27 protein-coding genes are annotated in these 23917 nt (G+C 69.6%); 10 read left to right on the forward strand and 17 right to left on the reverse strand.

Annotated elements, in window-relative coordinates; all coding sequences use genetic code 11:
• Positions 1 to 10: 10 nt before the first annotated feature.
• A complete protein-coding gene (locus HEK131_RS21435) occupies positions 11 to 508 on the reverse strand; it encodes an ATP-binding protein (RefSeq protein ID WP_244336603.1) in 498 nt (165 codons plus the stop codon).
• Positions 509 to 655: 147 nt separating this feature from the next.
• Here HEK131_RS21435 and HEK131_RS21440 point away from each other — a divergent pair, with 147 nt between their 5' ends.
• Positions 656 to 1525 carry a helix-turn-helix domain-containing protein gene (locus tag HEK131_RS21440; protein ID WP_432215658.1) on the forward strand — a complete coding sequence of 290 codons (870 nt, stop codon included), beginning with the start codon at positions 656 to 658 and terminating at the stop codon, positions 1523 to 1525.
• Positions 1522 to 1719: a DUF397 domain-containing protein gene (locus tag HEK131_RS21445; protein WP_244336604.1), complete on the forward strand. Its 198-nt coding sequence runs from the start codon at positions 1522 to 1524 to the stop codon at positions 1717 to 1719. Before HEK131_RS21440 ends, HEK131_RS21445 begins: the two co-directional genes overlap by 4 nt.
• A 65-nt stretch (positions 1720 to 1784) precedes the next feature.
• On the opposite strand, the gene HEK131_RS21450 is transcribed toward HEK131_RS21445, so the two are convergent.
• Positions 1785 to 2720 carry an NADP-dependent oxidoreductase gene (locus HEK131_RS21450; protein WP_244452097.1) on the reverse strand — a complete coding sequence of 312 codons (936 nt, stop codon included), beginning with the start codon at positions 2718 to 2720 and terminating at the stop codon, positions 1785 to 1787.
• An 87-nt stretch (positions 2721 to 2807) separates the two neighbouring features.
• Here HEK131_RS21450 and HEK131_RS21455 point away from each other — a divergent pair, with 87 nt between their 5' ends.
• Positions 2808 to 3773: a GlxA family transcriptional regulator gene (locus HEK131_RS21455; protein ID WP_217464899.1), complete on the forward strand. Its 966-nt coding sequence runs from the start codon at positions 2808 to 2810 to the stop codon at positions 3771 to 3773.
• A gap of 159 nt (positions 3774 to 3932) precedes the next feature.
• Positions 3933 to 4628, forward strand: a complete 696-nt coding sequence (locus HEK131_RS21460; RefSeq protein ID WP_244336605.1) for a type 1 glutamine amidotransferase domain-containing protein — start codon at positions 3933 to 3935, stop codon at positions 4626 to 4628.
• 25 nt (positions 4629 to 4653) lie between these two features.
• On the opposite strand, the gene HEK131_RS21465 is transcribed toward HEK131_RS21460, so the two are convergent.
• The gene (locus HEK131_RS21465; RefSeq protein ID WP_217464901.1) at positions 4654 to 5046 is read right to left on the reverse strand and encodes a nuclear transport factor 2 family protein; all 393 of its coding nucleotides are present in this window, start codon (positions 5044 to 5046) and stop codon (positions 4654 to 4656) included.
• 54 nt (positions 5047 to 5100) lie between these two features.
• On the opposite strand from HEK131_RS21465, the gene HEK131_RS21470 reads away from it, so the two are divergent.
• Positions 5101 to 5658 (forward strand): PadR family transcriptional regulator, encoded by a 558-nt coding sequence (locus HEK131_RS21470; RefSeq protein WP_244336606.1) that lies wholly within the window; start codon positions 5101 to 5103, stop codon positions 5656 to 5658.
• On the forward strand, positions 5655 to 6557 hold the full coding sequence (locus tag HEK131_RS21475; protein WP_217464902.1) for a LysR family transcriptional regulator: 903 nt from the start codon (positions 5655 to 5657) through the stop codon (positions 6555 to 6557). Before HEK131_RS21470 ends, HEK131_RS21475 begins: the two co-directional genes overlap by 4 nt.
• A gap of 124 nt (positions 6558 to 6681) precedes the next feature.
• Here HEK131_RS21475 and HEK131_RS21480 read toward each other — a convergent pair whose 3' ends face one another.
• From HEK131_RS21480 to HEK131_RS21495, 4 genes are all read right to left on the reverse strand, one after another.
• Complete coding sequence (locus HEK131_RS21480; RefSeq protein WP_244336607.1) at positions 6682 to 7716, reverse strand: tetratricopeptide repeat protein; 1035 nt, start codon at positions 7714 to 7716, stop codon at positions 6682 to 6684.
• An 82-nt stretch (positions 7717 to 7798) separates the two neighbouring features.
• Complete coding sequence (locus HEK131_RS21485) at positions 7799 to 8260, reverse strand: pyridoxamine 5'-phosphate oxidase family protein (protein ID WP_244336608.1); 462 nt, start codon at positions 8258 to 8260, stop codon at positions 7799 to 7801.
• Positions 8261 to 8340: 80 nt separating this feature from the next.
• A complete protein-coding gene (locus tag HEK131_RS21490; protein ID WP_244336609.1) occupies positions 8341 to 9069 on the reverse strand; it encodes a YqjF family protein in 729 nt (242 codons plus the stop codon).
• 38 nt (positions 9070 to 9107) lie between these two features.
• On the reverse strand, positions 9108 to 9827 hold the full coding sequence (locus HEK131_RS21495; RefSeq protein WP_244336610.1) for an SDR family NAD(P)-dependent oxidoreductase: 720 nt from the start codon (positions 9825 to 9827) through the stop codon (positions 9108 to 9110).
• Between the two features lie 290 nt (positions 9828 to 10117).
• Here HEK131_RS21495 and HEK131_RS21500 point away from each other — a divergent pair, with 290 nt between their 5' ends.
• Complete coding sequence (locus HEK131_RS21500) at positions 10118 to 12925, forward strand: lectin (protein ID WP_244336611.1); 2808 nt, start codon at positions 10118 to 10120, stop codon at positions 12923 to 12925.
• A gap of 86 nt (positions 12926 to 13011) precedes the next feature.
• Here HEK131_RS21500 and HEK131_RS21505 read toward each other — a convergent pair whose 3' ends face one another.
• Entirely contained in the window at positions 13012 to 13287 is a 276-nt protein-coding gene (locus tag HEK131_RS21505; protein WP_244336612.1) for a DUF3253 domain-containing protein, read from the reverse strand.
• Positions 13288 to 13899: 612 nt separating this feature from the next.
• Between HEK131_RS21505 and HEK131_RS21510 the strand changes: the two genes are divergently transcribed.
• Entirely contained in the window at positions 13900 to 14247 is a 348-nt protein-coding gene (locus HEK131_RS21510) for a MerR family transcriptional regulator (RefSeq protein ID WP_161147409.1), read from the forward strand.
• A 100-nt stretch (positions 14248 to 14347) separates the two neighbouring features.
• Positions 14348 to 14707: a hypothetical protein gene (locus tag HEK131_RS21515; RefSeq protein WP_217464908.1), complete on the forward strand. Its 360-nt coding sequence runs from the start codon at positions 14348 to 14350 to the stop codon at positions 14705 to 14707.
• 17 nt (positions 14708 to 14724) lie between these two features.
• Here the strand turns inward: HEK131_RS21515 and HEK131_RS21520 are convergent, their stop codons facing one another.
• From HEK131_RS21520 to HEK131_RS21560, 9 genes are all read right to left on the reverse strand, one after another.
• A complete protein-coding gene (locus HEK131_RS21520) occupies positions 14725 to 15039 on the reverse strand; it encodes an SCO5918 family protein (RefSeq protein ID WP_217464909.1) in 315 nt (104 codons plus the stop codon).
• A 77-nt stretch (positions 15040 to 15116) separates the two neighbouring features.
• Positions 15117 to 16592 carry a DEAD/DEAH box helicase gene (locus tag HEK131_RS21525; protein ID WP_244336613.1) on the reverse strand — a complete coding sequence of 492 codons (1476 nt, stop codon included), beginning with the start codon at positions 16590 to 16592 and terminating at the stop codon, positions 15117 to 15119.
• A gap of 216 nt (positions 16593 to 16808) precedes the next feature.
• The gene (locus HEK131_RS21530) at positions 16809 to 17012 is read right to left on the reverse strand and encodes a cold-shock protein (protein WP_008743748.1); all 204 of its coding nucleotides are present in this window, start codon (positions 17010 to 17012) and stop codon (positions 16809 to 16811) included.
• A 329-nt stretch (positions 17013 to 17341) separates the two neighbouring features.
• Positions 17342 to 18052 (reverse strand): hypothetical protein, encoded by a 711-nt coding sequence (locus HEK131_RS21535; protein ID WP_244336614.1) that lies wholly within the window; start codon positions 18050 to 18052, stop codon positions 17342 to 17344.
• The gene (locus tag HEK131_RS21540) at positions 18052 to 20397 is read right to left on the reverse strand and encodes a hypothetical protein (RefSeq protein WP_244336615.1); all 2346 of its coding nucleotides are present in this window, start codon (positions 20395 to 20397) and stop codon (positions 18052 to 18054) included. The genes HEK131_RS21535 and HEK131_RS21540 overlap by 1 nt, the downstream gene beginning before the upstream one ends.
• 20 nt (positions 20398 to 20417) lie before the next feature.
• Positions 20418 to 20840 (reverse strand): hypothetical protein, encoded by a 423-nt coding sequence (locus HEK131_RS21545; RefSeq protein ID WP_244336616.1) that lies wholly within the window; start codon positions 20838 to 20840, stop codon positions 20418 to 20420.
• A gap of 231 nt (positions 20841 to 21071) precedes the next feature.
• A complete protein-coding gene (locus HEK131_RS21550) occupies positions 21072 to 21644 on the reverse strand; it encodes a fasciclin domain-containing protein (protein WP_244336617.1) in 573 nt (190 codons plus the stop codon).
• Positions 21645 to 22194: 550 nt separating this feature from the next.
• A complete protein-coding gene (locus tag HEK131_RS21555; protein ID WP_244336618.1) occupies positions 22195 to 22638 on the reverse strand; it encodes a PIN domain-containing protein in 444 nt (147 codons plus the stop codon).
• A complete protein-coding gene (locus HEK131_RS21560; protein ID WP_244336619.1) occupies positions 22635 to 22895 on the reverse strand; it encodes a CopG family transcriptional regulator in 261 nt (86 codons plus the stop codon). The genes HEK131_RS21555 and HEK131_RS21560 overlap by 4 nt, the downstream gene beginning before the upstream one ends.
• 272 nt (positions 22896 to 23167) lie before the next feature.
• On the opposite strand from HEK131_RS21560, the gene HEK131_RS21565 reads away from it, so the two are divergent.
• Positions 23168 to 23899, forward strand: coding sequence for a spermidine synthase (locus HEK131_RS21565; protein WP_244336620.1), 732 nt, complete (start codon positions 23168 to 23170; stop codon positions 23897 to 23899).
• Positions 23900 to 23917: the final 18 nt, after the last annotated feature.

Consider the following 23917-nt stretch of genomic DNA (forward strand, 5'->3'; position numbering starts at 1 on the left):
GTGTAGGTCCTTATGTGGGGGCTTTCCAAGACATCTCACCCCCGGCTCCCCACCCTTCCCCCACCCCCAGCTCCGCCCAGACCGTCTTCCCCGGCCCCTCCCCCCGCACACGCCAGTCCCAAGCCGCAGCCAGCCCTGACACCAACAGCAGCCCCCTCCCTCCGTCCCCCATCCCAGGCTCCTCCAACTCCCCGGGCCTGGGCGGCATCCGCTCCCCGCGCGTATCGGAGACCTCGATCCGCGCCCTCCGCGAGGGCGGACCCACCAGGGACAGCCGGACGTGGAAGTCCCGCCCGGGGACGTGCCCGTGCCGTACCGCGTTGGCGGTCAACTCGGCCGTGACGAGGACGATGTCGTCGTGGGCGTCGGTGCCGTGGGGGATGCCCCACTCGTGGAGGCGGAGTCCGACCAGCCGGCGAGCCAGGCGGGCTCCGCGAGGCGTGGACGTGAACCGCATGGCGAAGTCGGTCACCAAGTGCTCGGTGTGGCCACCGAGGTTGCTCATCATGGGCTCCACGGTCCTCCCGGTGGCATAGCGTGACCAGCGGTGACGCACTGACGCGAACCGGTTGTACGCGCGGCGCCGACACCGGTACGAGCAGCACGGCGTGACGGCGCCCCCGGACGGGCGTTGGTCCGGGGAGGCGGTGGTGTGATGACGGAGATCGAGACGAACCCGAAGAGCGGCGAGGGCGCCGACGGCGGCGGTACGCGCATGGCCGACAAGACCGCGCAAGGCGTGGTCGCAGCGTTCGGGCAAACCATGAAAACCCTGCGCCTACGGGCCGGGATGGAACGCCAGGAACTCGGCAGGCGGCTGGGCTACTCGGCTGCCACCATCGCCTCCTTCGAGCAGGGGCGCCGCATTCCACCACCTCGCGCGATCGACGGCGTCGACGAAGCACTCGATGCGGGCGGCCTGTTGAAGCTCTGGAAGGAAGAGTTGGAGCGGGCCCAGTACCCCGTGTTCTTCCAGGGCATGGCGCAGTTGGAGAAGCAGGCACTGGAACTGCTGGAGTACGACGCCCTCTTGATCAACGGCCTGCTCCAGACCGAGGAGTACACGCGCGCGGTGTTCGCCATGCGGCGTCCCGCCCTCGACCCGGACACGGTCGAGCAGCGAGTGACCGCCCGGCTGGCCCGACAGGACATCTTCGACCGACACCCCACGCCACTGCTGAGTTTCGTCATGACAGAGGCGGTGCTACGACACCGGTACGGCGGCAAGAAGGTGCTGCGTGGTCAGTTGGAACACCTCCTTCTGACAGGCCGGCGGCACAACGTCGAACTCCAGGTCATGCCGATCGAGTGCGAGGACAACGCGGGCATGGGCGGCCCCTTCACCGTCGTCACCCGCCTCGACGGCAAGCGTTTCCTGTACGTGGAGGCGCAGGCGACCAGCAAGCTGGAAACCGACCCCGAACAGACGAGTCTCGCCTCGGCCCGCTATGGGATCATCCGTTCGCAGGCTCTCAGCCCGCGAGAGTCAGCGAACTTCATCGAGAGGTTGCTGGGAGAGCTATGAGCATTGCTGAGCCCCTCGTCTGGTTCAGGAGCAGCTACAGCGACGCCGAAGGCGGCAACTGCGTAGAGGTCGCCCTCACCCCGAACACGGTGCACATCCGCGACTCCAAAGCCTCGGCCGGACCCGTCCTCCAGGTGTCCCCCTCCGCATGGACCGGCTTCATCCGCCCCACCCCCGCGGAGCGGTACATCTGACATCTGTACGTGCGCGAGAGCCCTGCCGCTTCCCGACGAGCGGCAGGGCTCACCCACGTTCCGGGTCAGGAACCGACCGTCAGCACCAGCTTGCCGGTCGTCCGCTCCGTCTCGCCCAGCGCGTGCGCCTTCGCCGCCTCCTCGAGGGGGAACACCGCCTCGACGTGGGCCCGCAGCGCGCCGGAGGCCGCCAGTTCGGCGACCGCCTTCATCCCTTCCTGGTCGGCCTCGACGAGCAGCGTCTCCACCCGCACACCGCGCGCTTCCGCCTTCGCCCCCTCCTCCGGATCGGTGCCGGGCAGCAGGGAGACGAGGACGCCGCCGGGGCGCAGTACGTCCAGCGAACGCACGCGCGTGTCACCGGACATGGGGTCCAGCACCACGTCGACGTCCCGCACGGCGTCGCGGAAGTCGCCGGCCCGGTAGTCGATCACCTCGTCCGCGCCGAGCGACCGCAGGAACTCGTGCTTCGGCTCGCTCGCGGTGCCGATGACGTACGCCCCGCGGGCCTTGGCGATCTGCACGGCGAGGTGGCCGACGCCTCCGGCGGCGGCGTGCACCAGCACCCGCTGGCCGGGCTGGACCCGGGCGGTGTCCACCAGCGCCTGGTACGCCGTGAGCGCGGCCAGCGGCAGCGCGCCCGCCTGGACGTGGTCGATGGAGGCCGGCTTGTGCGTGAAGGCGCGGGCGGGGCCGGTCACGTACTCGGCGTGGGCGCCGACGCCGTACGGGTAGGGCAGCATGCCGAAGACCTCGTCGCCGGGCTTGAAGAGGGTCACGCCGTAGCCGACCGCTTCCACGACGCCGGAGACGTCCCAGCCGAGGACGAGGGGGAGGCGGCCGAGGAAGAGGCCGGTGGAGCGGTGCTTCCAGTCGGTCGGGTTGAGACCGGCGGCGCGGACGGAGACCAGGATCTCGCTGAGGCCCGGCTCCGGGCGGGGCAGCTCGGTCTCCTTCAGGACTTCGGGGGTGCCGTACTCGTCCTGGCTGATGGCGCGCATGGTGGGGTGATTCGTCATACGTCCAGGTTCGCGCGGGCCGGCCGGGCGTACCATGGCATGAATGCCATCTTTCAACGGGATCGTGCCATGACCGCTCCGCATCGTGTCGTCGTCCTCGCCCTGGACGGGGTCTACCCCTTCGAGCTGGGCATCCCCAGCCGGGTCTTCGGATCGGCCTGGGGCCGCTACGAGGTGCTGACCTGCTCGGTCGACGGCGGGCCCGTCGCCACCAACTCCGATTTCTCGGTCACCGTCGGGCACGGGCCCGAGGTGCTGGCGACGGCGGACACCGTCGTGCTGCCGCCGTTCGACGTCTCCATGGTGCGCCGCGGACTGCCCCCGAAGCTCGGCGAGGCGCTCGCGGCCGTACCGCCCGGCACGCGGATCGTGTCCATCTGCACCGGCGCCTTCGTCCTGGCCGCCGCCGGACGGCTCGACGGCCGCCGCGCCACCACCCACTGGTCCCTCGTGGACACCTTCCGCTCCTGGTACCCGGAGGTGGATCTCGACCCGGACGTGCTGTTCGTGGACGACGGCGAGCTCCTCACCTCGGCGGGCGCGGCCTCCGGGGTCGACCTGTGCCTGCACGTCGTGCGCCAGGACCACGGCGCGGCCGTCGCCAACGACGTGGCCCGCGCGTGCGTCGTACCGCCGTGGCGCGACGGCGGGCAGGCGCAGTACATCCAGCACCCGGTGCCCGAGGAAGCCGCCAGCGGCACCTCGGCGACCCGGCAGTGGGCGCTGGAGCACCTGCACGAGCCGCTGTCGCTGACGGAGCTGGCCGGACACGCCCGGATGAGCGTGCGCACCTTCGCGCGCCGCTTCAACGAGGAGGTCGGCACGAGTCCGGGGCGCTGGCTGATCCAGCAGCGGGTCGCCCGCGCGCGGCACCTGCTGGAGACCACCGATCTGGCCGTGGACGACCTCGCCGCACAGGTCGGCTTCGCCACCGGGACCTCGCTGCGCGAGCATCTGCACGCGGCGATCGGGGTGACCCCGCTGGCGTATCGGCGCACGTTCCGGGGGGCGACGGTCGGATCGACCGCGGGATAGGCGTCTGTGCAGGTCAGAGGCTCGAAGGGTATTCCCGTAGGACCCATCGACCTTCCGATACCGGACATCGGCCGCTTCATTGGTGCCGCTCCGGGCACCGGTCTACGGTCGAGTGGGGAGCCGGTGCTCCCCTGACCTCATACTGCTTGGAGAGACCTGATGTCGAAGATCCTTTTCGTGGTGACCGGCGCCGACCACTGGACGCTGGCCGACGGCACCCAGCACCCGACCGGCTTCTGGGCGGAGGAGGCCGTCGCGCCGTACGAGGCGTTCAAGGCGGCCGGTGACGAGGTCGTCGTGGCCACGCCGGGCGGTGTCGTGCCGACCGTCGACAAGGGCAGCCTCGCGCCCGAGGTCAACGGCGGCCAGGAGAACGCCGACCGGATCGCCGCCGCGCTGGAGGCCGCGGACGAGTTCAAGCGCCCCGTCCGGCTGGAGGACGTGGACCTCGCCGACTACGACGCCGTCTTCTACCCCGGCGGCCACGGCCCCATGGAGGACCTGGCCGTGGACGCCACCTCCGGCCGTCTGCTGATCGACACCCTCGAGTCGGGCAAGCCGCTCGCCGTCGTCTGCCACGCCCCGGCTGCGCTCCTCGCGGCGACCCGCCCGGACGGAAGCAACGCCTTCGCCGGCTACCAGGTCGCCGCGTTCTCCAACGCCGAGGAGACGCAGGCCGGTTTCGCCGACAAGGCCAAGTGGCTGCTGGAGACGCGACTCGGCGAGGCGGGCGTCGACGTGCAGGTCGGTGAGCCGTGGGCGCCGAAGGTCGTGATCGACCGGAACCTGATCACGGGCCAGAACCCGGCGTCCTCCGCTCCGCTCGCGGAAGAGGTCCTGAAGCGGCTCGGCTGAGTCGCGGGACCGTGCCGGCGCCTGTTCAGGCGCCGGCCGCCTCGCGGCTGATCCGGTCGAACTGCGCGCCCATGGCCGCCGACAGCGCCTGGGCCGCCGAGAGCGGGCGGACCATGACGGTGAAGTCGTCGATCCGGCCCTCCTCGTCGAAGTGGAGGAAGTCGCAGCCCTGGATCTCCCGGCCGTCGACGGTGGCCGTGAAGACGAAGGCGTGGTCCCGCCCGCCGGGGTCGGCGATCTCCCGGACGTAGCGGAAGTCCTCGAACACCCGCAGCACACCGCGCAGGATGGCGGCGGTGATCGCCTTCCCCGCGTACGGCTTGAAGGCGACGGGGCTGGTGAAGACGACGTCCTCCGCGAGGAGGGCCTCTATGGCGGCGGCGTCGCGGTTCTCCACGGCGGCACGGAAGGGATGCACGGATGCTCCTTACTCAACAAGTTGAATAGGTGTGTTGGAGAGTAGAGTGAGGAGGTGACCTTGCGCAATGCGGTGATGGCCACCCTCCTGGAGGGCGAGGCGTCCGGCTACGACCTGGCCAAGGGCTTCAACGCCTCGGTGGCCAACTTCTGGACGGCCACACCCCAGCAGCTCTACCGCGAGCTGGACCGGATGGAGCGCGAGGGACTCGTTACCGCGCGGGTGATCCGCCAGGACCGCCGCCCCGACAAGCGCCTCTTCTCCCTGACCGACGCCGGCCACGACGCCCTGCGCGCCTACATCGCCGACCCGATCGGCCGCCCCACCGCGATCCGGGACGGCCTCCTGGTCAAGGTCCAGTGCGCCGACATAGGTGAACTCGCCGCCGTCCAGGCCGACATCGCCGACCGGATGGAGTGGGCCCGCGCCAAGCTCACCCGCTACGAGCGGCTGCGCGAACGGCTGCTGCAAGGGCGTACCGAGGACCAGTACCTGACCGAGGCGGAGCGCGTCGGCCCGTACCTGACCCTGCTGCGGGGCATCTCCTTCGAGGAGGAGAACATCCGCTGGGGCGAGACGGCCCTGCGTGTCCTGGCGGCGCGCGCGGCATGAACCCCGCCGACCTGAACCTGCTGCGTACGTTCCTTGCGGTCTACCGCTCCGGTTCCTTCACGGCGGCGGCGGGCCTCCTCGGCCTCTCGCAGTCCACGGTGACGGCGCAGATCCGCTCGCTGGAACGCGGCATGGACCGCGGTGCCCTCTTCGAACGCCTGCCGCGCGGCGTCGCCCCGACCCCGGTCGCCCACGACCTGGCGTCCCGCGTGGCGGCCCCGCTCGACGCGCTCGCGGCCGCGACGGGCCAGGAGACGGCGACCACCGGACGCGCGACCCCCGTCCACCTGGCGGGCCCGGCCGAACTCCTCTCGGCCCGGGTCCTGCCCGCCCTGGCGCCGCTGTCGGCGGCGGGCGTCCGCCTGCGGGTCACACCGGGCCTGACAGACCCCCTCCTGGACGAACTGCGCGCGGGCCGCCATGACTTGGTGATCGCCACGTACCGCCCTCGCGGGCGCACGCTCACGGCGGTACCGCTGATGGACGAGGAGTTCGTGCTGGTGGCGGCGCCCGTCTGGGCGGACCGGGTGCGGGAACGGCTGGCGCTGGAAGGCCCGTCGGCCCTCCACCCCGTGCCGCTGATCACGTACGCGGAGGATCTCCCGATCGCCCGCCGCTACTGGCGGCACGTCTTCAACGCCCGCCTGACCTGCCCGGCCGCGGTCACGGTGCCGGACCTGCGGGCGGTGAAGTCGGCGGTGGCCGCCGGGGCGGGCTTCTCGGTCCTCCCCCGGTACCTGTGCGAACCGGAGCTGGCCTCCGGCGCGCTGGTCGCGCTGCACACCCCGGAGGACCCGCCGCTGAACACCGGCTACCTGGTCCAGCGCCCGGGCCATCCGGCCAACCCGGACGTGATCAGGGTGCGGGACGTGCTGCTGGACGCGGGACGCGGGTGGTGACGGCGTCCCGCTCCGAGGCGTAGCGGCCGCTCGGCGGGTACAGCTCGGCCGCTGTGGCGTCGTCGGCCTTCCCGCCGAGGCCCGCTGGACGGGCCTCGGCGAGGTCGGCGGCGTGGAGAAGCGGTCAGCCCTTCCCGGAGCGACCCTCGTCGGCGAGCTCACGCAGCTCGGCCATGTCGTCCTCGTCGACACCGAGTCGGGCCGCCGGGGTCAGCAGCGCGCTGATCTCGTCACCCCGGTCCTGCTCCGCGAGGAACTGGGCGTAGTAGACGAAGGCGCTCTCGTCCTGGTGCTCGATGGCCTCGCGGAAGCGGCGGTCGGCCTGACCCCACTGCTCCAACTCCTCATGGAGCAGGGCGAGGTTGAGGTAGGCGTTGGTCTCCCCGTCCTCCTCGGCGGCGGCCTCGTAGTGCCGTACGGCCTCCTCGCGGGAACCGGACTCGGCGAGGTGGAGCGCGTAGGCGAAGTGGGCGCCGGTGATCTCCTCGGCCAGGGCTTCGCGCAGGTGGGTGCGGGCCGCCTCCAGGTCGCCGAGGGCGTGCTCGGTCTCACCGAGCACCGCCAGCACCGAACGGTGCCCGGCGTCCAGCGCCTGCCGCAGCCAGGGAAGGGCTTCCTCGTACTTCTCCTCGTCGGCGAGGAGCCGGCCGAGGTTGCCGGCCGCCATCGCGTCGCCCCGGTCGATCGCCCGGCGCAGCAGGTCGGCCGCCTCGTCGAGCCGTTCGAAGTCCTCGCTGAGGAAGGCGCCGTAGTCGTTGAGCGCGCGGGGGTTGTCGTCGGTGAGCGCCTGCCGGTAGTACACCTCGGCCTGCTTCCGGTCCCCCAACTCGTCGGCCAGGACCGAGGCGATCATCAGGGTGACGTCACGGCCCTCGTCGGCCGCCGCCCGGAGCGCCGCCAACGCCTCCTTGGGCCGCTCGAGTTCGACGAACAGCTCGGCCAGGGCCTCGTAGGCCGCGGCGTTGCCACCCCTGGCCTCCGCCTCGACGGTCTTCAGCGCGGCGTCGATGTCACCCCACTCGGAGACGAGGTCGAAGATCCTCTCCGCCACCTCGTCGTCGGGACGGTTCCATGCCCGCAGGTAGAGGGTGAGAGCGGCGGCGGGGTCACCGGCCGCGAGGCGCTGTCCGGCCTCGGCGGCCAGGTTGCTTTCTGTCATGGGGACATCTTCTCGGACGGCAGGCCGGGTTGCCGCCGCCACCCCTCCGGACCGCACCGACGGCAGGCCGAGCCGGGCCCCTCTAACCGAGCCAGACCCCCTCGCGCATGACGACGCGGCCGCGAAGCTCGCGCGTCCCGCACCAGGCGCGCACCGTGCGCGGTGCCACGCGCAGGTACACGAAGGGTGCCTCCTCCGTACGCGGGTCCCAGCCGAACCTGCCCGCGAACGCGTCCGCCGCCTCCGTCGGCACCTCGGGCGCGGGATGACACTCCGCCTCCCCCTCCAGCAGCACCACGTCGGAGGTGTCCGGCAGCGCCAGCCGCACGCGCGGCTCCGCGCGCACGTTGCGCACGGTCGCGGAGCCCGCGCCGGTGCACATCCACACCGCCTGCCCGTCCCACCAGAACCACAAGGGCACTTGGTGCGGGCCGTGGTCGGGGTGGGCCGTGGACACCCACATGTCGCGCTCCGCGCGGAGCCGTTCCAGGGTGTCGCGCCTGCGCTCCGCGGGGTCGCGGCGGACGCTGTCGGTAGCTTGCATGGGTGCCGACCCTAGTCGGAGCGCTCCGGACGCACATGGGGCGCAGGTCCTAGGTCCGACGGCGGCATGGTGAGGGGCCGTCATCCCTGGGGCATCCGCAGCGGCGGGCCGAACCGGACAGGGACCCCGGGTGCGTACAGCACGCTGTCGGGTTCCCCGCGCGGTGCGGACAGGCCGGCCGCCGCGACGACGGACTCCTCGTACCCGCTCAGCCCGCACCGGGTGAACGTCCACCGGGGATGGGTGTTGGGGAGGTAGTACGTGCGCCCCCGGATGCGTGCGTGGAGCCCCCAGCGGCAAGTGAGGAACTCCTCCAGCGCGTCGGCGGCGTACGGCTCGGGCGAGATCTCGGCGCGCACCCGCGCGCCCGCCCCGGAACCGCCGCGCCGGAGGCTGTCGTAGGAGATCGCGGTGCCGTGACGCCGTGCGCGGATACGGGCCCACCGGTACGGCAGCCCGAACGCCGCCTGAGCCGTCAGCACGGGCAGCAGGCGGTCGCAGTCCAGGGAGCGGAACACCACCCCGCGCCGCCCGAGCGCGTCCCTGCTGTACAGGCGCACGTTCACCTCGCCGAAGCTGCCCAGGTAGGGCAGCGCGGGCCCCCGTCCGAGGGCGAGGTCCTCCATGCGGAAGAAGACCAGGCCCACGTAGGTACGCCCGAGGTGGAGGTCGGGGAACGTGCCGGGAGGCAGCAGCCGGGCCACCTCGTCGGGATCGGCGGCCCAGTGCAGGAACACCAAGTCACGCCACCACTGCCGGAACAGGGCCCGCGACAGGGGACGCGGGGACAGGGGCGTGACGTCCTCCACGGGATCGAGGGACCGCCCCGGCGACGACGCACCACCCGTCACGACACACCCCGCTTCGACATGGCCGGTACCGCACCGGCCCCCTCGCCGGGTCCCACGAACCGCGCGTCCGCACACATGCCCTCCACGATGGCGTCCACGGCCTGTGCCACCGGGATGCCCTGCGGCAGAGGCGGAGCGGTGCCGGTCACCGCGCGCCCGGCGAAGCCGGACTCCACGTGGGGCAGGCAGATCTCCAACACCCCCACTCCGGTGCGGCGCAGCTCCCGGCGGGCAGCCGTGAGCCAGGTCGCCAGGGCCGCCTTCGCCGCCGCGTAGTCCGCCATGCCGGCCGGTGCCGAGCGGGCGACGGTCCCCGTGACGGCGGCGAGCAGTCCGCCCGGCGGGACGTGCGTCGACGCGGAGCGCAGGACCGCCATGGGCGCGAGCGCGTTCACCGCCATCAGGTGCTCCGCGACCGCTTCGCCGATCTCGCCGACCGGCCCGAACGCGGCCACCCCCACGCACACCACGGCGGCGTCGAGCCCGCCCAGTTCCCGCGCCGCCCAGCCCGCGGCACCCTCGGCGGCATCGAGGTCCCAGGCGTCGAACGTCCGGGAGGGGCCGGGACCGCAGCGCTCGCGCACCTGGGCGAGTCTCACCGGGTCCCGCCCCACGAGCGCGGTCAGCGCCCCGAGCCCGGCCAGCCGCTCGGCCAGCGCCGCGCCGATGTCACCGGTCGCCCCGGCGACGAGGATGCGTGCACCCCGGATCTCCACCCGCGCCTCCCGTTCTCCGCCATACGGCAGCCTCGCCAGGACGCTTTCGGCCCTACGGCAGCCTCCCTAGGACTTCGCCCCTGAGGGCCCGAGCAGATGCGCCGTGACGGCCCACCCCGCCGAAGGCGGTCACCCCGCACCACAGCATTGACGTGAGCACGACCCCTCGCTACGTTGCACAGCGCCGCGTCACCGGATTCACCGGGCCGATCCCGCGACAACGTTGTCACACGCACCAGGAAAAGCGTTGGGTTCCGCACCTCCACCACTCCCGCAGGAGGCACATCGCGATGTCCTGGATCTCGTCAGACAGACGCCGTGACGGCTCGCCCGGGCGGCGGCCGTCCCGGTCGCGCCGGGGTTACGCAGCCCTGGCCGCCGTGGCCGGCGCCGCCCTGTTCGGCGCGTACGCGCTGCCCGCCGCCTCGGCCGTACCGGCGCGGGCCGCAGACCTCGTGGCTCACCCGGCCGACCTGGTCAACCCCTTCATCGGCACGTCCAACGACGCCAACGACTTCCCCGGCGCGGACGTGCCCTTCGGCATGGTGCAGTGGAGCCCCGACACCTCCTCGCGGCCGCCGGGCGGCGGGTACGAGTACAAGGACTCCTCGATCACCGGGTTCAGCCTGACCCACATCGCCGGGCCCGGCTGCGGGGCGGCGGGAGACATACCGGTGCTGCCGACGGTCGGCGCCGTCGACAACTCGGCCGGCGACTCCTTCTCGCACGCGGCCGAGTCCGCCACCGCGGGGTCGTACAAGGTCGCCCTCGACAACAAGGTGACGACCGAGCTGGCCACCACCACGCGCAGCGGCATGGCGCGGTTCACCTTCCCGGCGACCACTCGGGCGAATCTGCTCTTCAAGCTGAACAGCAGCCAGAACGGCGGCAGTTCGACCCAGTTCAACGTCGTCTCCGGCACCGAGGTCAGCGGTCAGGTGACGAGCGGCAGGTTCTGCGGCGCCGGGAACAGCTACACCGTCTACTTCGACATGGTCTTCGACCGGCCCTTCGCCTCCAGCGGCAGCTCCCTCGCCCCGTCGAAGCAGCCCCCGCCGAGCGTGGAGCGGGCCGGGAAGAACGCGGCGGACAAGCCCAACCACCCGCGACTGCACGGCATCGGCCCGAAGCCGGCCGCCGGGGCGACGGTGAAGGCCGCCGCCTCCAACGCCCACGTCACCTTCGACACCACCGCGAACCAGGTCGTCCAGGCCAAGGTGGGCCTCTCCTACGTCTCCGTCGCCAACGCGACCGCCAACCGGACCGCGGAGAACCCGAACTGGAACTTCGACGCCGTGCGCACCTCGGCGCACGACGCCTGGGACTCGGCGCTCGGCAAGGTGCTGATCGGCGGCGGGACCACGGACCAGCAGAAGATCTTCTACACCGCGCTCTACCACTCCCTGCTGCACCCGAACGTCATCAGCGACACCAACGGCCAGTACTTCGGCTTCGACGGCAGGACGCACCAGGTCGACTCCGGCCACCGGGCGGCGTACGCCAACTACTCCGGCTGGGACATCTACCGCTCCCAGGCCCAGTTGGAGGCGCTGGTGAGCCCCCAAGTGGCCTCCGACACCGCCCAGTCGATGGTCGACGACTACCAGCAGACCGGGATCTTCCCCAAGTGGTCGGAGAACAACGGCGAGTCCTACGTCATGGTCGGTGACCCGGCCGCCGCGATCATCGCCGACTACTACGCCTTCGGCGCCCGGGACTTCGACACCTCGGCGGCACTCGCGGGCCTGGTGAAGCAGGCGAGCACCGCGAACAACGACCGGCCGGGCCTGAACTACCTCGACAACCCGGGCTACGAACCGCACGACGGAAGCTACGGCTGCTGCAACTTCTACGGCCCCGTCGCCACCACCCTGGAGTACGACACCGCCGACTTCGCCCTCTCCGCCTTCGCCGGCGCCCTCGGCGACAGCCAGAACCAGAAGACCTACGCGCACCGGGCGCAGGACTGGCGCAACGTCCTCAACCCCGCCTCCGGCTTCGTCCAGCCGCGCAACGCCGACGGCACGTGGACCGGCGGCTTCGACCCCACCAGCGGGACGGACATGGTGGAGGCCGACTCCTGGATCTACACCGGCATGGTGCCGTTCGACGTGGCCGGCCTCGCCACCGCCAAGGGCGGCGACAAGGTGATGGGCGACTACCTCGACACGGTCCTGCGCAGCTACACCGGCGCGAACGGCTACGCCTGGGTCGGCAACGAGCCGAGCATCGAACTCCCTTGGGAATACGACTACATCGGCATGCCGTACAAGACCCAGGCGACCGTGCGCGCGGTCCAGGACCAGATCTGGTCCAACTCCCCCGCGGGGCTGGCCGACGGCAACGACGACCTGGGCGCGATGAGTGCCTGGTACGTCTGGTCGGCGCTCGGCATGTTCCCGATGACGCCGGGCACGTCCGATCTCGCCCTCGGCTCCCCGCTGTTCCCCCAGGCCGTGCTCACCCTGCCCTCGGGCAGGACGCTCACCGTCAACGGCACCGGCGCGGCGGACAACGCGCCCTACGTCCAGTCGGCGACGTTCAACGGCTCGGCGTGGAACAACGCCTACGCCCCGACGTCCGCGCTCACTTCGGGCGGCACCCTGGGCTTCACCCTGGGCACCACCGCCAACACCGCTTGGGCCAGTGGCGCTTCGGCCGCTCCCCCGTCCTACCCCGGTGACACCTCCGCCCCGGCCAAGCCCCGGGTGGGCCCGGTGAAGTCCGGCGTCAGCTCCTCGCTCTGCGTGGACGACGCCAACTCCGGTACGGCCGACCACACGGCGATCCGACTCTGGTCCTGCAACGGCACGTACGCCCAGGACTGGACGATCGCCCAGGACGGCACCCTGCGCACACTGGGCAAGTGCCTGGACGTCACGAACAGCGGCACGACCAACGGCACCCTCGTCCAGCTCTACACCTGCAACGGCACGGGCGCACAGAAGTGGACCGCCAGCTCGGACGCGTCCCTGAAGAACACCAACTCGGGGCTGTGCCTGGACGACCCCGACTCCGCCACGGCGGAGGGGACGCGGTTGCAGATCTACGCCTGCAACGGCTCGGCGGCCCAGAAGTGGACGCTTCCGGCGGCCTGAGCCCCGCCTGCGGCGGCCCGCGGCAGAGGGCGGTCCCGTCTCCGGGCGGGGCCGCGCCGGACCGGCCTCGCCCGCGCTGGCAGCCGCTACCGCCGCGCGCGACGAATACGGATGGGCCCCCGCGCCTCGCCCTCCGCCACGGCCTCCCCGCCCTGGGTCACCTCGACCTCCCCCTCGGCCACCAGCCGCCAGGCCGCCCGACGAACCGGCTCCATCAGCTCCCGCCAACCGTCGTCGTCCCCCTCGTGGACGGCGCGGGCGACATCGGACGGACAGATCGAGGCGGTCTCGGCACGACGCTCCAGCAGGTCCACGATGGCCCGCTTCAGCCGCTGAGCGTCTTGCCGCCCGGTCTCCGCCACATCCCCAGTGTGGCACCGCCCGCCTACGCCTGCCGAAGCCCGCCGGCATGACCGGGCGTCGACAGGGACGATTACCTCGACGCCGCAGACACGAAAATCTATCGCGGTCATAGTAGACATTGAGACGCGGCGTGATTATGGTTTCTGTCGTAGCCAGAGAGATCGCAAGGCTTGGCAGACATGAACTGCCAGGCGGCAAAGAGTCAGTTGCAGTTCGCAGGACGGCACGGTGGCGGAGTTCCGAAGCCAGGGTTGACGCAGGACGGCGACGGGACTGGCGACCGGGCCGGGGGGCCCGCAGTGATCAGGGGCCGCCAGAACAGCGTCAGGCAAGTGATCGGCTTCATCGGCTTCAGAGGGAAGAACGGAGGAGCGGCGCCATCAGGATCGCCCGGACGGAATTCTCGAGCCCGGGTACCGCAGGACATCGATAGTGAGGTGGTCTCCGGTCAGGCAACCGCGATCCCCGCACCCCCGACAGCAGCACGTCCGGGCATGCGGAAACAGAACGCCGGCGCAGTATCAGTACCGGCAGATGGTGTAGTAGTTCCTTCGGGGCCTTGGTGCCGTACGGCACCAAGGCCCCTCCAGCGTGTTCGCAGAGAGGTGCAAGTGACAGCAGACGATTCGTTCGACCGTCTCGACGACGACGACTACCCCGCCTACACCATGGGCCGGGCCGCCGAGATGATCGGTACCACCCAGGGGTTCCTCCGCGCCATCGGCGAGGCCCGCCTCATCACACCGCTCCGCTCGGCAGGCGGACACCGCCGCTACTCCCGCTACCAACTGCGCATCGCCGCACGTGCCCGGGAACTCGTCGACCGGGGTACCCCCATCGAGGCGGCCTGCCGCATCATCATCCTCGAGGACCAGCTCGAAGAAGCCCAGCGCATCAACGCGGAATACCGCCGCGCAGCCGAATCGGGGAACCCCACGACCACGGCCGGAGACGACTGAGAGCCGCGTCCCAGGGGCCTGGCCGCCGCCCACGCCTGTTGCCCGGGACGACAGCGTCCCGGACAACCGCGTCGTACGGCCGACGAATACAATCCGCCTCATGTCGAAGCCTGACGAGCTCCTCGTTGACATCGCCGCCCTGGTGGAATCCGGGCGAAGCAATCAGATGTCCCTGACCGTGGTCACCAGTGGCGCTGTCATCACTGGTCGGCTCGCTCCCGAAGCGGTGTGGAAGCTGAGGGTGTCGGACGTCCTCACGGATTCGGACCGCCTGGGCGAGTTCTCCGCCGTCTTCAAGGCCCCCACGCAGAAGGCCGGCGTACCCACACACCTGCACTTCCATGTCGCCCGGATCCTGCAGGGCACGGTGGGGATCCCGGAGACGGGCGGGATGTACCGCGTGGCGATCGAGGACGTCAGCGCCTGGACCGTAGGCGACTTCAGCTACTCCGACCACTGACCGACCGCCGCGACGGTTCAGGCGGACGCGGCGGTGCCGAGCATCGCGGAAGCCCGCTGCAGCGGGCTGAGCTCGTGCACGGGCGCGGCGGTGGCCTCGGGGATGGTGCGGCAGGTGAAGCCGAGCTTGGCCATGGCCCGCAGGACCTCGGCGGCGCTGAAGTCACGTCGGTCCTGGCGCGTGATGACCTGGCCGACCTGCTTGGCCGGGTAGTGACGGCGGCCGATGATCACCGATTCGCCGGTGACCGGCTCGGGTTTGATGCCCTTCATCGATTCCAGCACGCCGCTTTTCGTGAGATCGAACGGGAAGCGGGCGATGACACAACGCATTTTGCCTCACAAAGAGATGGGGTGAACGGTCCGAGGGGGCGGGCCAGAGGGCGGCCAGGAGGGTCCCTCCGCGAACCCTAGGCGGCCGCGCCGGGGCGAGACTCACGCACCGGCGTGCGCCGGGTCGCCGAAGCGGGACGGCGCCTGCCCCGGGAGGAGGCGCCGCGCTTGGAGCGTTCGACCACCGGTGCGGTGATGACGACCGGGATGCCGGACGGGGCCTGGGCGCCGGTGATCCGGCTCAGGGCCTCGTCGCCCGAGTGGACCTGGGTGGTGCGCGGCCGGATGCCCGCGTCCGACATGAGGCGCACCATGGCTCGGCGCTGGCTCGGCGTGACGAGGGTGACGACACGGCCGGCGTTGCCGGCGCGGGCCGTCCGGCCTCCCCGGTGGAGGTAGTCCTTGTGGTCGGTCGGCGGATCGACGTTGACGACGAGATCGAGGTCGTCGACGTGGATGCCGCGCGCCGCGACGTTGGTCGCCACCAGGACACTGACGTGCCCGGTCTTGAACTGCGCCAGGGTGCGAGTGCGCTGCGGCTGCGACTTGCCGCCGTGCAGTGCGGCGGCCCGTACCCCGCTGTCGAGCAGTTCCTGGGTCAGCCGGTCGACGGCGTGCTTGGTGTCCAGGAACATGATCACGCGGCCGTCGCGAGCGGCGATCTCGGTCGTGGCGGCGTGCTTGTCGGCGCCGTGGACGTGCAGGACGTGGTGTTCCATCGTCGTGACCGCACCGGCCGACGGGTCGACCGAATGCACGACGGGGTCGGTCAGATAACGGCGCACCAGCAGGTCGACGTTGCGGTCCAGGGTGGCGGAGAACAGCATCCGCTGCCCCTCCGGACGGACCTGGTCGAGCAGCGCGGTGACCTGCGGCATGAAGCCCATGTCGGTCATCTGGTCGGCCTCGTCCAGGACGGTGACGCCCACCTGCTCCAGGCGGCAGTCCCCACGGTCGATGAGGTCCTTGAGCCGGCCGGGGGTGGCGACGACGACCTCGGCCCCGCCCCGCAGCGCGCCGGCCTGCCTGCCGATCGGCATTCCGCCCACGACCGTGGCCAGCCGCAGCTTGACGGAGCGGGCGTACGGAGTGAGCGCGTCGGTCACCTGCTGTGCCAGCTCACGCGTCGGTACGAGGATCAGCCCCAGCGGGCGGCGGGGCTCGGCACGCTGCCCGGCGGTGCGGGCGAGCAGGGCGAGACCGAAGGCGAGGGTCTTGCCGGATCCGGTGCGCCCGCGGCCCAGGACGTCACGACCCGCCAGCGAGTTCGGCAGCGTCGCGCCCTGGATCGGGAACGGTGCGGTCACGCCCTGCCTGCCGAGTTCGGCCAGCAACTCCGGGGGCATACCGAGATCGGCGAAGTCCTCGACGGGTGACAGTGCCGGGGTGATCGTCTCGGGGAGGGCGAACTCACCCTGCACCGGGGCGGATCGGCGGCCTTGGCCGCCGGTGCGGCGCGGTCCCTGCGAGCCGAAGCGGCTGCCGCCCTTTCCGGCGTCGGCACGGGCACCGTAGGTGCGGGCGGAGCGGTCGTTCATGCGCGTGCGGTTCATGCGGAACCTTCCTCGGCGTGGCGCATATCAAGGAATTCCCGCAGCAGTGAGCGGCACAAGAAACCACAAATATGGGCCGGGTAAAAAGAAAGCACATCCGGCGGGGTCGAATCCACGCGGACAAAGGTGCTGTCGGTCAAACCGTTCGGGAAATGCATGCAGCTGGGGCCCGCACCCCGAAGGATGCGGGCCCCAGCTACAAGTTTTGTGTCAGCGTCAGGCCGGAACGATGTTCTCGGCCGTCGGGCCCTTCTGGCCCTGCGCGATGTCGAAGGTCACCTTCTGGCCCTCGAGCAGCTCGCGGAAACCCTGGGCGGCGATGTTCGAGTAGTGGGCGAAGACGTCAGGACCGCCGCCCTCCTGCTCGATGAAGCCGAAGCCCTTTTCCGCGTTGAACCACTTCACGGTACCAGCAGCCATGTCATATCTCCTTTGGGGCAGTACATCGGAATCCACACCGTGCGGACACCGTGTCGCCGCGATGATTACCCCGCCCGGAAAAAGACCGGAAATACAAAAGCGCTCCCACCGGCAGAAGCCAAGAAGGGGCACTTGAAGTCTTGGGAACCACAACTGCAACTGAGAGCGACAGTAGCACGGGGGGTCAGACGGTGCACGCCACGAAATTCCACCTTGCCCGTCACGGCAAAAACTCTCACCACCGGGTCCGTAAAACTCTCATTTCCCGGGCACAGATATTGGTTACCCCGGAGTGCACAGTTGAGCCGCCTCGGGGACACGGAGACCGGCTACGCCGGCTCCAGCACGGGCTTGGCGGGGAGCCCGCCGTTCTTCTCGCAGCGGAGCTCCTTGGCCATGGCCAGGGAGTAGGAGTGGGCTACGGTGGCGTAGGCGTTCTTCAGCGCTTCCACGTTGTCCTGGGGGTCCTTCGGCATGCCCCAGTACTCCACACGGAGTGCGATGTGGGCCACGTTGGTCGAGTCGAGCAACCTAGGACTTCGGCATGCGAAGAAGACGTACGCCTTTTCCGTCGCGGTCACGGTCCGCTCACCCATCTTCAGCACGGTGAACTTCGAGGCCGGCGCACTCGTAGGGGCGCCGCTCACCAGACTCCAGGTGATTCTGAGCTGAAAACTCCGTGTTCCGATCGGAGTGAAGATACGACAGGCGTTGCCGTCGGTGACGGTCGGGAACACCTGGACAAGGTCCGACGCGGCCTGCGCGACGGTGTACTTGGCTGACGACGCCTCGAAGCGCGACGACCCCGTGATCACCTTGAGGGCCCTGGACGCCTCGGCGGAGATGGCGTTGCCACCGCAGAGTTGTGTCCCGGAAACAACCTTGTAGTCCTTCGGAAGGCCATCATTGTCTTCGCCCCCACCGCAACCCGTGACGCCGAGAAGCAACGAGCCTGCTGTGGCAGCGGCGAGCAGTCCCCCGCGTACCGACCTACCATCGAACACTGTCCGCATCCTCACATGTCCTCGGGCGTCCGTCATCAGCCGGTCTCCGGGTCGTTGCCCTGCTGCCTCTGTCGGTCGTTGCCGACTCCGTAGCCGATCAGCATCGATTCGAGCAGGTCCTCCCTGAATTGGCCATCGACCACCCCATGGCGAATCAAGAACTCCCGCGCAGGCGTCTCGGCCATGCTTTCACCGGCGGAGTAGATTTTGATCCTCTCCTCCTCGTTGAGGTCCTCCATCTTCTCCTTGTGCTCGTCCACCGAACTGTCGGCGACATCGCCGATGATTTGCCCGACGACCTGCTCGGCAGCACCGCTAGCCGTGTCAGTCGCCAATGGGACGAGCACCGCGGCGGCGCCCACGGCCGCGGTGGCAGGCAGGAAGGCGACACCCGCCGCGATGCCGGCCGTGGCCCCGAACTCGACCCAGCCGGCGCGCTTGGCGACGGCCTTCTCGTAGTCCTCGTGGGTCTTGAGGTTCGTCGCCTCCACCTGGTCGGCGCGGGACTGGTCGAGCATGCCCTGCACCTCTGCGCCCGTACGCGCGGTGGCCCTCGCGGCACCCTCGCTGATTCTCCCGTCCGCGCCCACTGTCTCTTCCAGCGCACTGCGGGTATAAACCTGCTCCGCAGCCGAGACCGTCGCGTAGGCGTCCGGATGCTGACCGAGGGTGCTGAGGAATCCCCGCACGACGCTCCGCCCGTTCCCGTCCAGGGTGTCCGCGAAGTCGACGTGCCCGTCCGGATTCCTTCCTGGAGCGAAGACGCTACCCGGATCGTTCCTGTCGAGCGCCCAGTTGATGTCGTCGATGTAGCCGGCTCCCATGACCCCCAGGCTGTCGGCCATTGCCGACTGGTGCTCCTTGAGCAGGTCCGGTTCCGCGGCGTACTTCTCCATGACCTTCTGCATGATCGCGGCGTTGTCCGCGTCCCGCACCACATGGCCGTCCGGGTGCCCCGCCGGATAGCCGAGGGTGGCCGCCTCCAGGGCATGACCGAGGGCGTCGGGCATCTGGTCGAGCGACGCCTTGAGCTCTTTTTCGTCGAGCGAGTTGACGTCGGGGAAGGACTCCCACTTCTCGTTGCCGAAGAGATCGAGGTAGTTGCCGATCACCTCGCCGTCCTTGTTCTTCCCGAGGTCGGCCGTGGCACCGCGGTGGACCGTGCCGTCCTCGTTGTACGCGGTCGGCGGATCGGAGAAGAAGTGCTTCGCCGCTTCAGGACTGTGGCCGAGCGCCTCGAGCATGGCGGTGGCCGGGTCGTACCCGGCTCCGTTCACGCCGGAGGGGTTGAACGGGTTCTTGAACGGGCTGTTCACCACCTTGTTCTCGGCGAACATGTAGGGGTCCTTCTGGTGCAGCTGTGCCACGTGTTCGGCGATCGGGTTGAGGAACTTCGCGTCGTAGTTCCCGTTCCGCATGATGCCGCCGAGCAGTTGGTACCCGAACGGGCCGCCGTAGTCGTGCTTGGCCAGCGGAATCCGCTCCGTACCCAACTTGCGCAGTTCAGGACCCCACTGGTCACTGAACGCCTTGTCGTGGGAGGCCGTGGCCAGGTTGAGGCCGAGGTTCTTCTGAAGTTCCTGGACGTCCTTGAGTCGCTCCGGGTCGACCTTCCCGTATTCGTACGTGTCCGTGGAGAGCTGCCCGAAGAACGCGAGCGACTTCTCGGGGCCGAGCTTCCCGTAGAAGCCCTTGGCGAACTCCTGCGACGAGCTGTTGTCCTTCAACAACTCGTTGAGTTGCTGGAGTTCGGCGTGGGTCAGCTCTCGCCCCTTGCCGGCCAGAGCGGCGGCGCGTGCGGCCTCCTCCTGGTCCAGCTTCGTGTACGTGGGAGCGCTGAAGTCCTTGCGGCCGGTGACGTTGGCTTCGAGGGCGTTCTTGAGGGCGAGGTCGGTGTCGTTGCAGTTGTCGACGATGAGGTCGATCCTCTTCTGCCACGACTCGATGTTCCGCTTCTCCTGCTGCAGGAGCTCTCTGTAGTCGGGGTCGTGATGCGCCATGGGGAACTCGGACAACGGCTTCCGCGCCGTGACCTTGCCCTTGCCGTCCACGTGGACGCCGGCCGCGGGCCCCTCGTGGTCCCGGATGTTGACGAGGTCGTCCTTGGCCTTCTTGATGGCCGCGTGACCGTCCTCCAGGATCAGCTTCACACCCTTGGCCTCGGCCGCGGCGTCCTCGAACTCCTTGACCGTCTTGCCGATGAAGGTTTTGGTGACCCCTGCGTTGATGCCCTCCCAGTCCGCCTTGTCCGCCTTGGCCTTCATCCCGCGGGCGGCGTCGTCGGCGAGCTTGTCCAGTTTCCCCGCCATCTCGGACCAGTCGTCGGCAGCGGCCTTCAGCTTCGCCACCGGGGCATCGATGATGTCCTCGTACTTCAGCATGTCGCGCGCTCCCCCGAGCTCTATTTCATGTATTCCGTGAGCACGGAGATCCGCGTCAGCTCTCCCTCGATCTTCACTTCGTCCTCGGCGTGCCGGGCCTTGCTGTAATCGAGGTGATTCGAGATCTGCGCGCAGGAGTCCAGCAGCGTCTTCAGATGCGTCTGCCAGAAGTCATGCACCTTCAGCACGGCCGAACCGCTCGCAAAATTCCCGTTGGTCAGCGCCGTCGCCGCGTCGAACGTGGAGGAACGGGCGATGTCGCCGTCCTTCCCCAGCCGCCCCAGCAGGTCATAGGCGTCATTACCGACAGCGCCGAGATCGTCCCGATCGACCACCAGGTCGTACCCGCCACCGCCACCCTCGGCCGGAACGCTGTTGAGTTGCGTGGCGGTCCGCTGGGACGCCGCCGCTCGCATCTCGGCCCATTCTTGCTCGAACGTCACCGATTTCCCCCAAGTCCATCCGGGCTCGCCACCACCATATCCACCGTGCCGTCGACTTGCTCAAGTCCTCAACCGGCACATCGTGCGCCGACTCCCCCATGAAGGCGGGATATTGACCAAGGAAGATCGGACGCGAGGGGAAAAGCCCCAGGCAGGACGTTGACGAGGCACGGCGGCCGCATGTGCGTGCGTCGCCGTGCCTCGTCACGTGAAGCGAGAACGGAGGGCGGGTCAGGACGGGGGCTGGAGGACCGAGTCGATGACGTAGATGGTGGCGTTCGCCGCCTTGATGTTGCCGCAGACGATGTTCGCCTTGCCGTCGACCTTGAAGTCGGTGCCCGAGCCGGACGTGGTGAGCTTGCCGCCCTCCACCGTGGTGAAGGAGCCGTCGGACAGTTGGTCCGGCTTTATCTCCTTGTCCACGACGTGGTAGGTGAGCACCTTCTTCAGCTGCCCCTCGTTGCTGAGGAGTGAGGAGAGCTGGGATGCGGTCACCTTCTTGAAGGCCTCGTTGTTGGGCGCGAAGACGGTGATGGCGGGCTTGTCGTTCAGGGTGTCGGTGAGATGCGCCCGGACCGCCGCCGAGACGAGCTGGCTGAGCTGCGGGTACGCGGCTGCGGCGTCCACGACCTTGTCCTTGGCCGTGTCGACGTTCTGCGAGAGCGCCGAACAGCCCGAGCCGAAGGTTCCCGACGTTCCCGTGGGGCTGGGAGACGCCTCCTGCGCGCTGCTCTGGGCTGTGAGAGCACCGAGCGCGAGCGGGATGGCAGCCAGAGCGGCTCCGGTGAACCTGACCTTGTTCATGCGGATGAGCCTCATCGCAACTCCCTCCGATGGAGGTGTGAGCGCCACGAAGGCGACTTGCGGGACACGCCCTCTTCACTGGGCGATGTGCGGGCCTGCACGGCCACACCCCGGGCGGCTCCGCCCGGACCCCTAAGAGGATATGCAGCCCAGGTCGATGGCCGCATCTCGACCCGTGGAGGACACCTCCGGCACGCTGGTATGCCCTCGGCAGGGTGGGATGGCGGGAGAGATGACCGTCCTCGATCCAGCGATGACCGCGCCCCGACCACAACTCCACCCCACGCAGACGGACGCCGCCGTCCAACGCGCCACGGAGCGAGCAGCGTTGGACGGCGGCGAACCACAGGTGAGGCGCCTTACTTGACCGGCTCCAGAATCGCCACGCACTCCACATGATGCGTCATCGAGAACACGTCAGCCGGAGTCGCATCCAGGAAAGCGCAGGTCAACGAGGTTTTCCTTGGCCTGCTGGCGCCCCGCGGGACCTTGGATCGTCAGACGAGCGTCACGACCGACGGAAACCACGACACGACCGGACCCCGCGACATCAGAGCGGAAGATCGTCGGGCAGCACCCGGAACGCCTTGTGCCGACCGAGCGGACGCACTGCGCGGAAGTCGCGACGATCGAGGGTGAGGACGGCGTCAGTGTCGTGGTCGGCGGCGAGGGCCACATTCACCGCGTCCGCCAGATCCAAGCCGAGATCGCGGTAGCGGGCGCGCACGAACTGGGCGGCCCCGAGGTGATCTTCCGTGATCTCGGGCACGACGATACGGCCTCGACGCATCCAGTGCCGGATGTCATCGACCGCGCTGAGCGCCGCATCACGGCCGAGTTCACGCGTGGCGACGTGGTCGATCTCAGCAAGCAGCAGCGGGGACATCACCAGGAGCCCCGCAGCCATGATCGCTTCGTTCGACGCCCGGTGTTCTGGATGGGCGGAGTCGAGCGCCGCGAGGAGCCCGGAGGTATCCGCGATGACGATGATCACGCGGCGGTTCCACTCCCGCTCTCGCGGCGTACCGCGTCGGCAACGGTGTCACGCACGTCGCGCTTGCCCGGGGTGCGACCGCGCCCCTCGAAGGTGCGCGAGAAGAGGGGCTCGTCCCAGACCCGGTTGGCCATGGCCGCGAGGTGGATGCCCTGGCGGATGATCTCTGCCTCGCTGATACCGCGCCGCTTCGCGGCCTCTTTGATGATCGCGAGGTCTTCCGGGTCGGCGTACACGTTGGTTCGCTTCATGGACATGTACTTAGAGTAGCGTATGTACCAGATTGGTGTATGGCTGGAGCCGGCCAGAGTTTCCCTCTCAGGTGCAGGCAGCGCAGGGCCGGCCGTGGCGTACCCGTTCGGCCGAGGGTGGGCTGTATACACTGCGCCGGCGACCGCCCGTCCGTCGCCGGCGCAGCTGTGAAGTGCACGGTGTCATCTCTCGGACGAGCACAGCGGGCCGACGGGAAGCCGAAGAAGCCCGCGGACCGCAATCGCATGTCTCGAACCAAAAGACGGGGAGTGCTCCGGTGAGCGCACGCTTCGAAGAACTCGACTGGCGGGAAACGCCGTTGGGCGAGCTCGCCCTCCGGCGGCGCAGCTACCCCGGTGTCGCCGAACCGGTCTACGAGATCAAGCTCAACGACGAGTTCCTGATGTCCAGCCTCTTCACGGTCGCCGAGGTGAAGTTGGCCGACCTCGCCCTGGCGGAACTCACCACCTGCCCATCCACCCCCGGACTCGACGTGGCCGTGGGCGGCCTGGGCCTCGGCTACACCGCCGAGGCGGTGCTGAAGAACCCTGACGTGGGCTCGCTCGTCGTCATCGACATGCTCGACGCAGTGATCGACTGGCATGAGCGCGGGCTGATCCCCGGCGGGCTCGCGGCGGACCCGCGGTGCCGGCTGGCGCACGGTGATTTCTTCTCAATGGCCCAGTCCACAACGGGCCTTGACCCCCTCGCCCCCGGGCGCCGGTTCCACGCGGTCATCGTCGACATCGACCACTCGCCGCGCCACCTGCTGCACCCTGACAACGTCGGCTTCTACCAACTCGACGGCCTGCGGCGCCTCAGCGAACACCTGCACCCCGGCGGGGTGTTCGCACTCTGGTCCAACGACCGGCCCGACGAGGAGTTCCTCGCGGCGCTCACCCAAGCCTTCGCCGAGGCGCGGGCCGAGGTCATCGCCTTCGACAATCCACTGCAGGAACGCGAGGCGGCCAACACTGTCTACCTCGCCCGTACCCACCGGCTTCCGTGAGGCCGTCACCCGTAGCCG

Source organism: Streptomyces seoulensis (assembly GCF_022846655.1).
Lineage (GTDB): Bacteria > Actinomycetota > Actinomycetes > Streptomycetales > Streptomycetaceae > Streptomyces.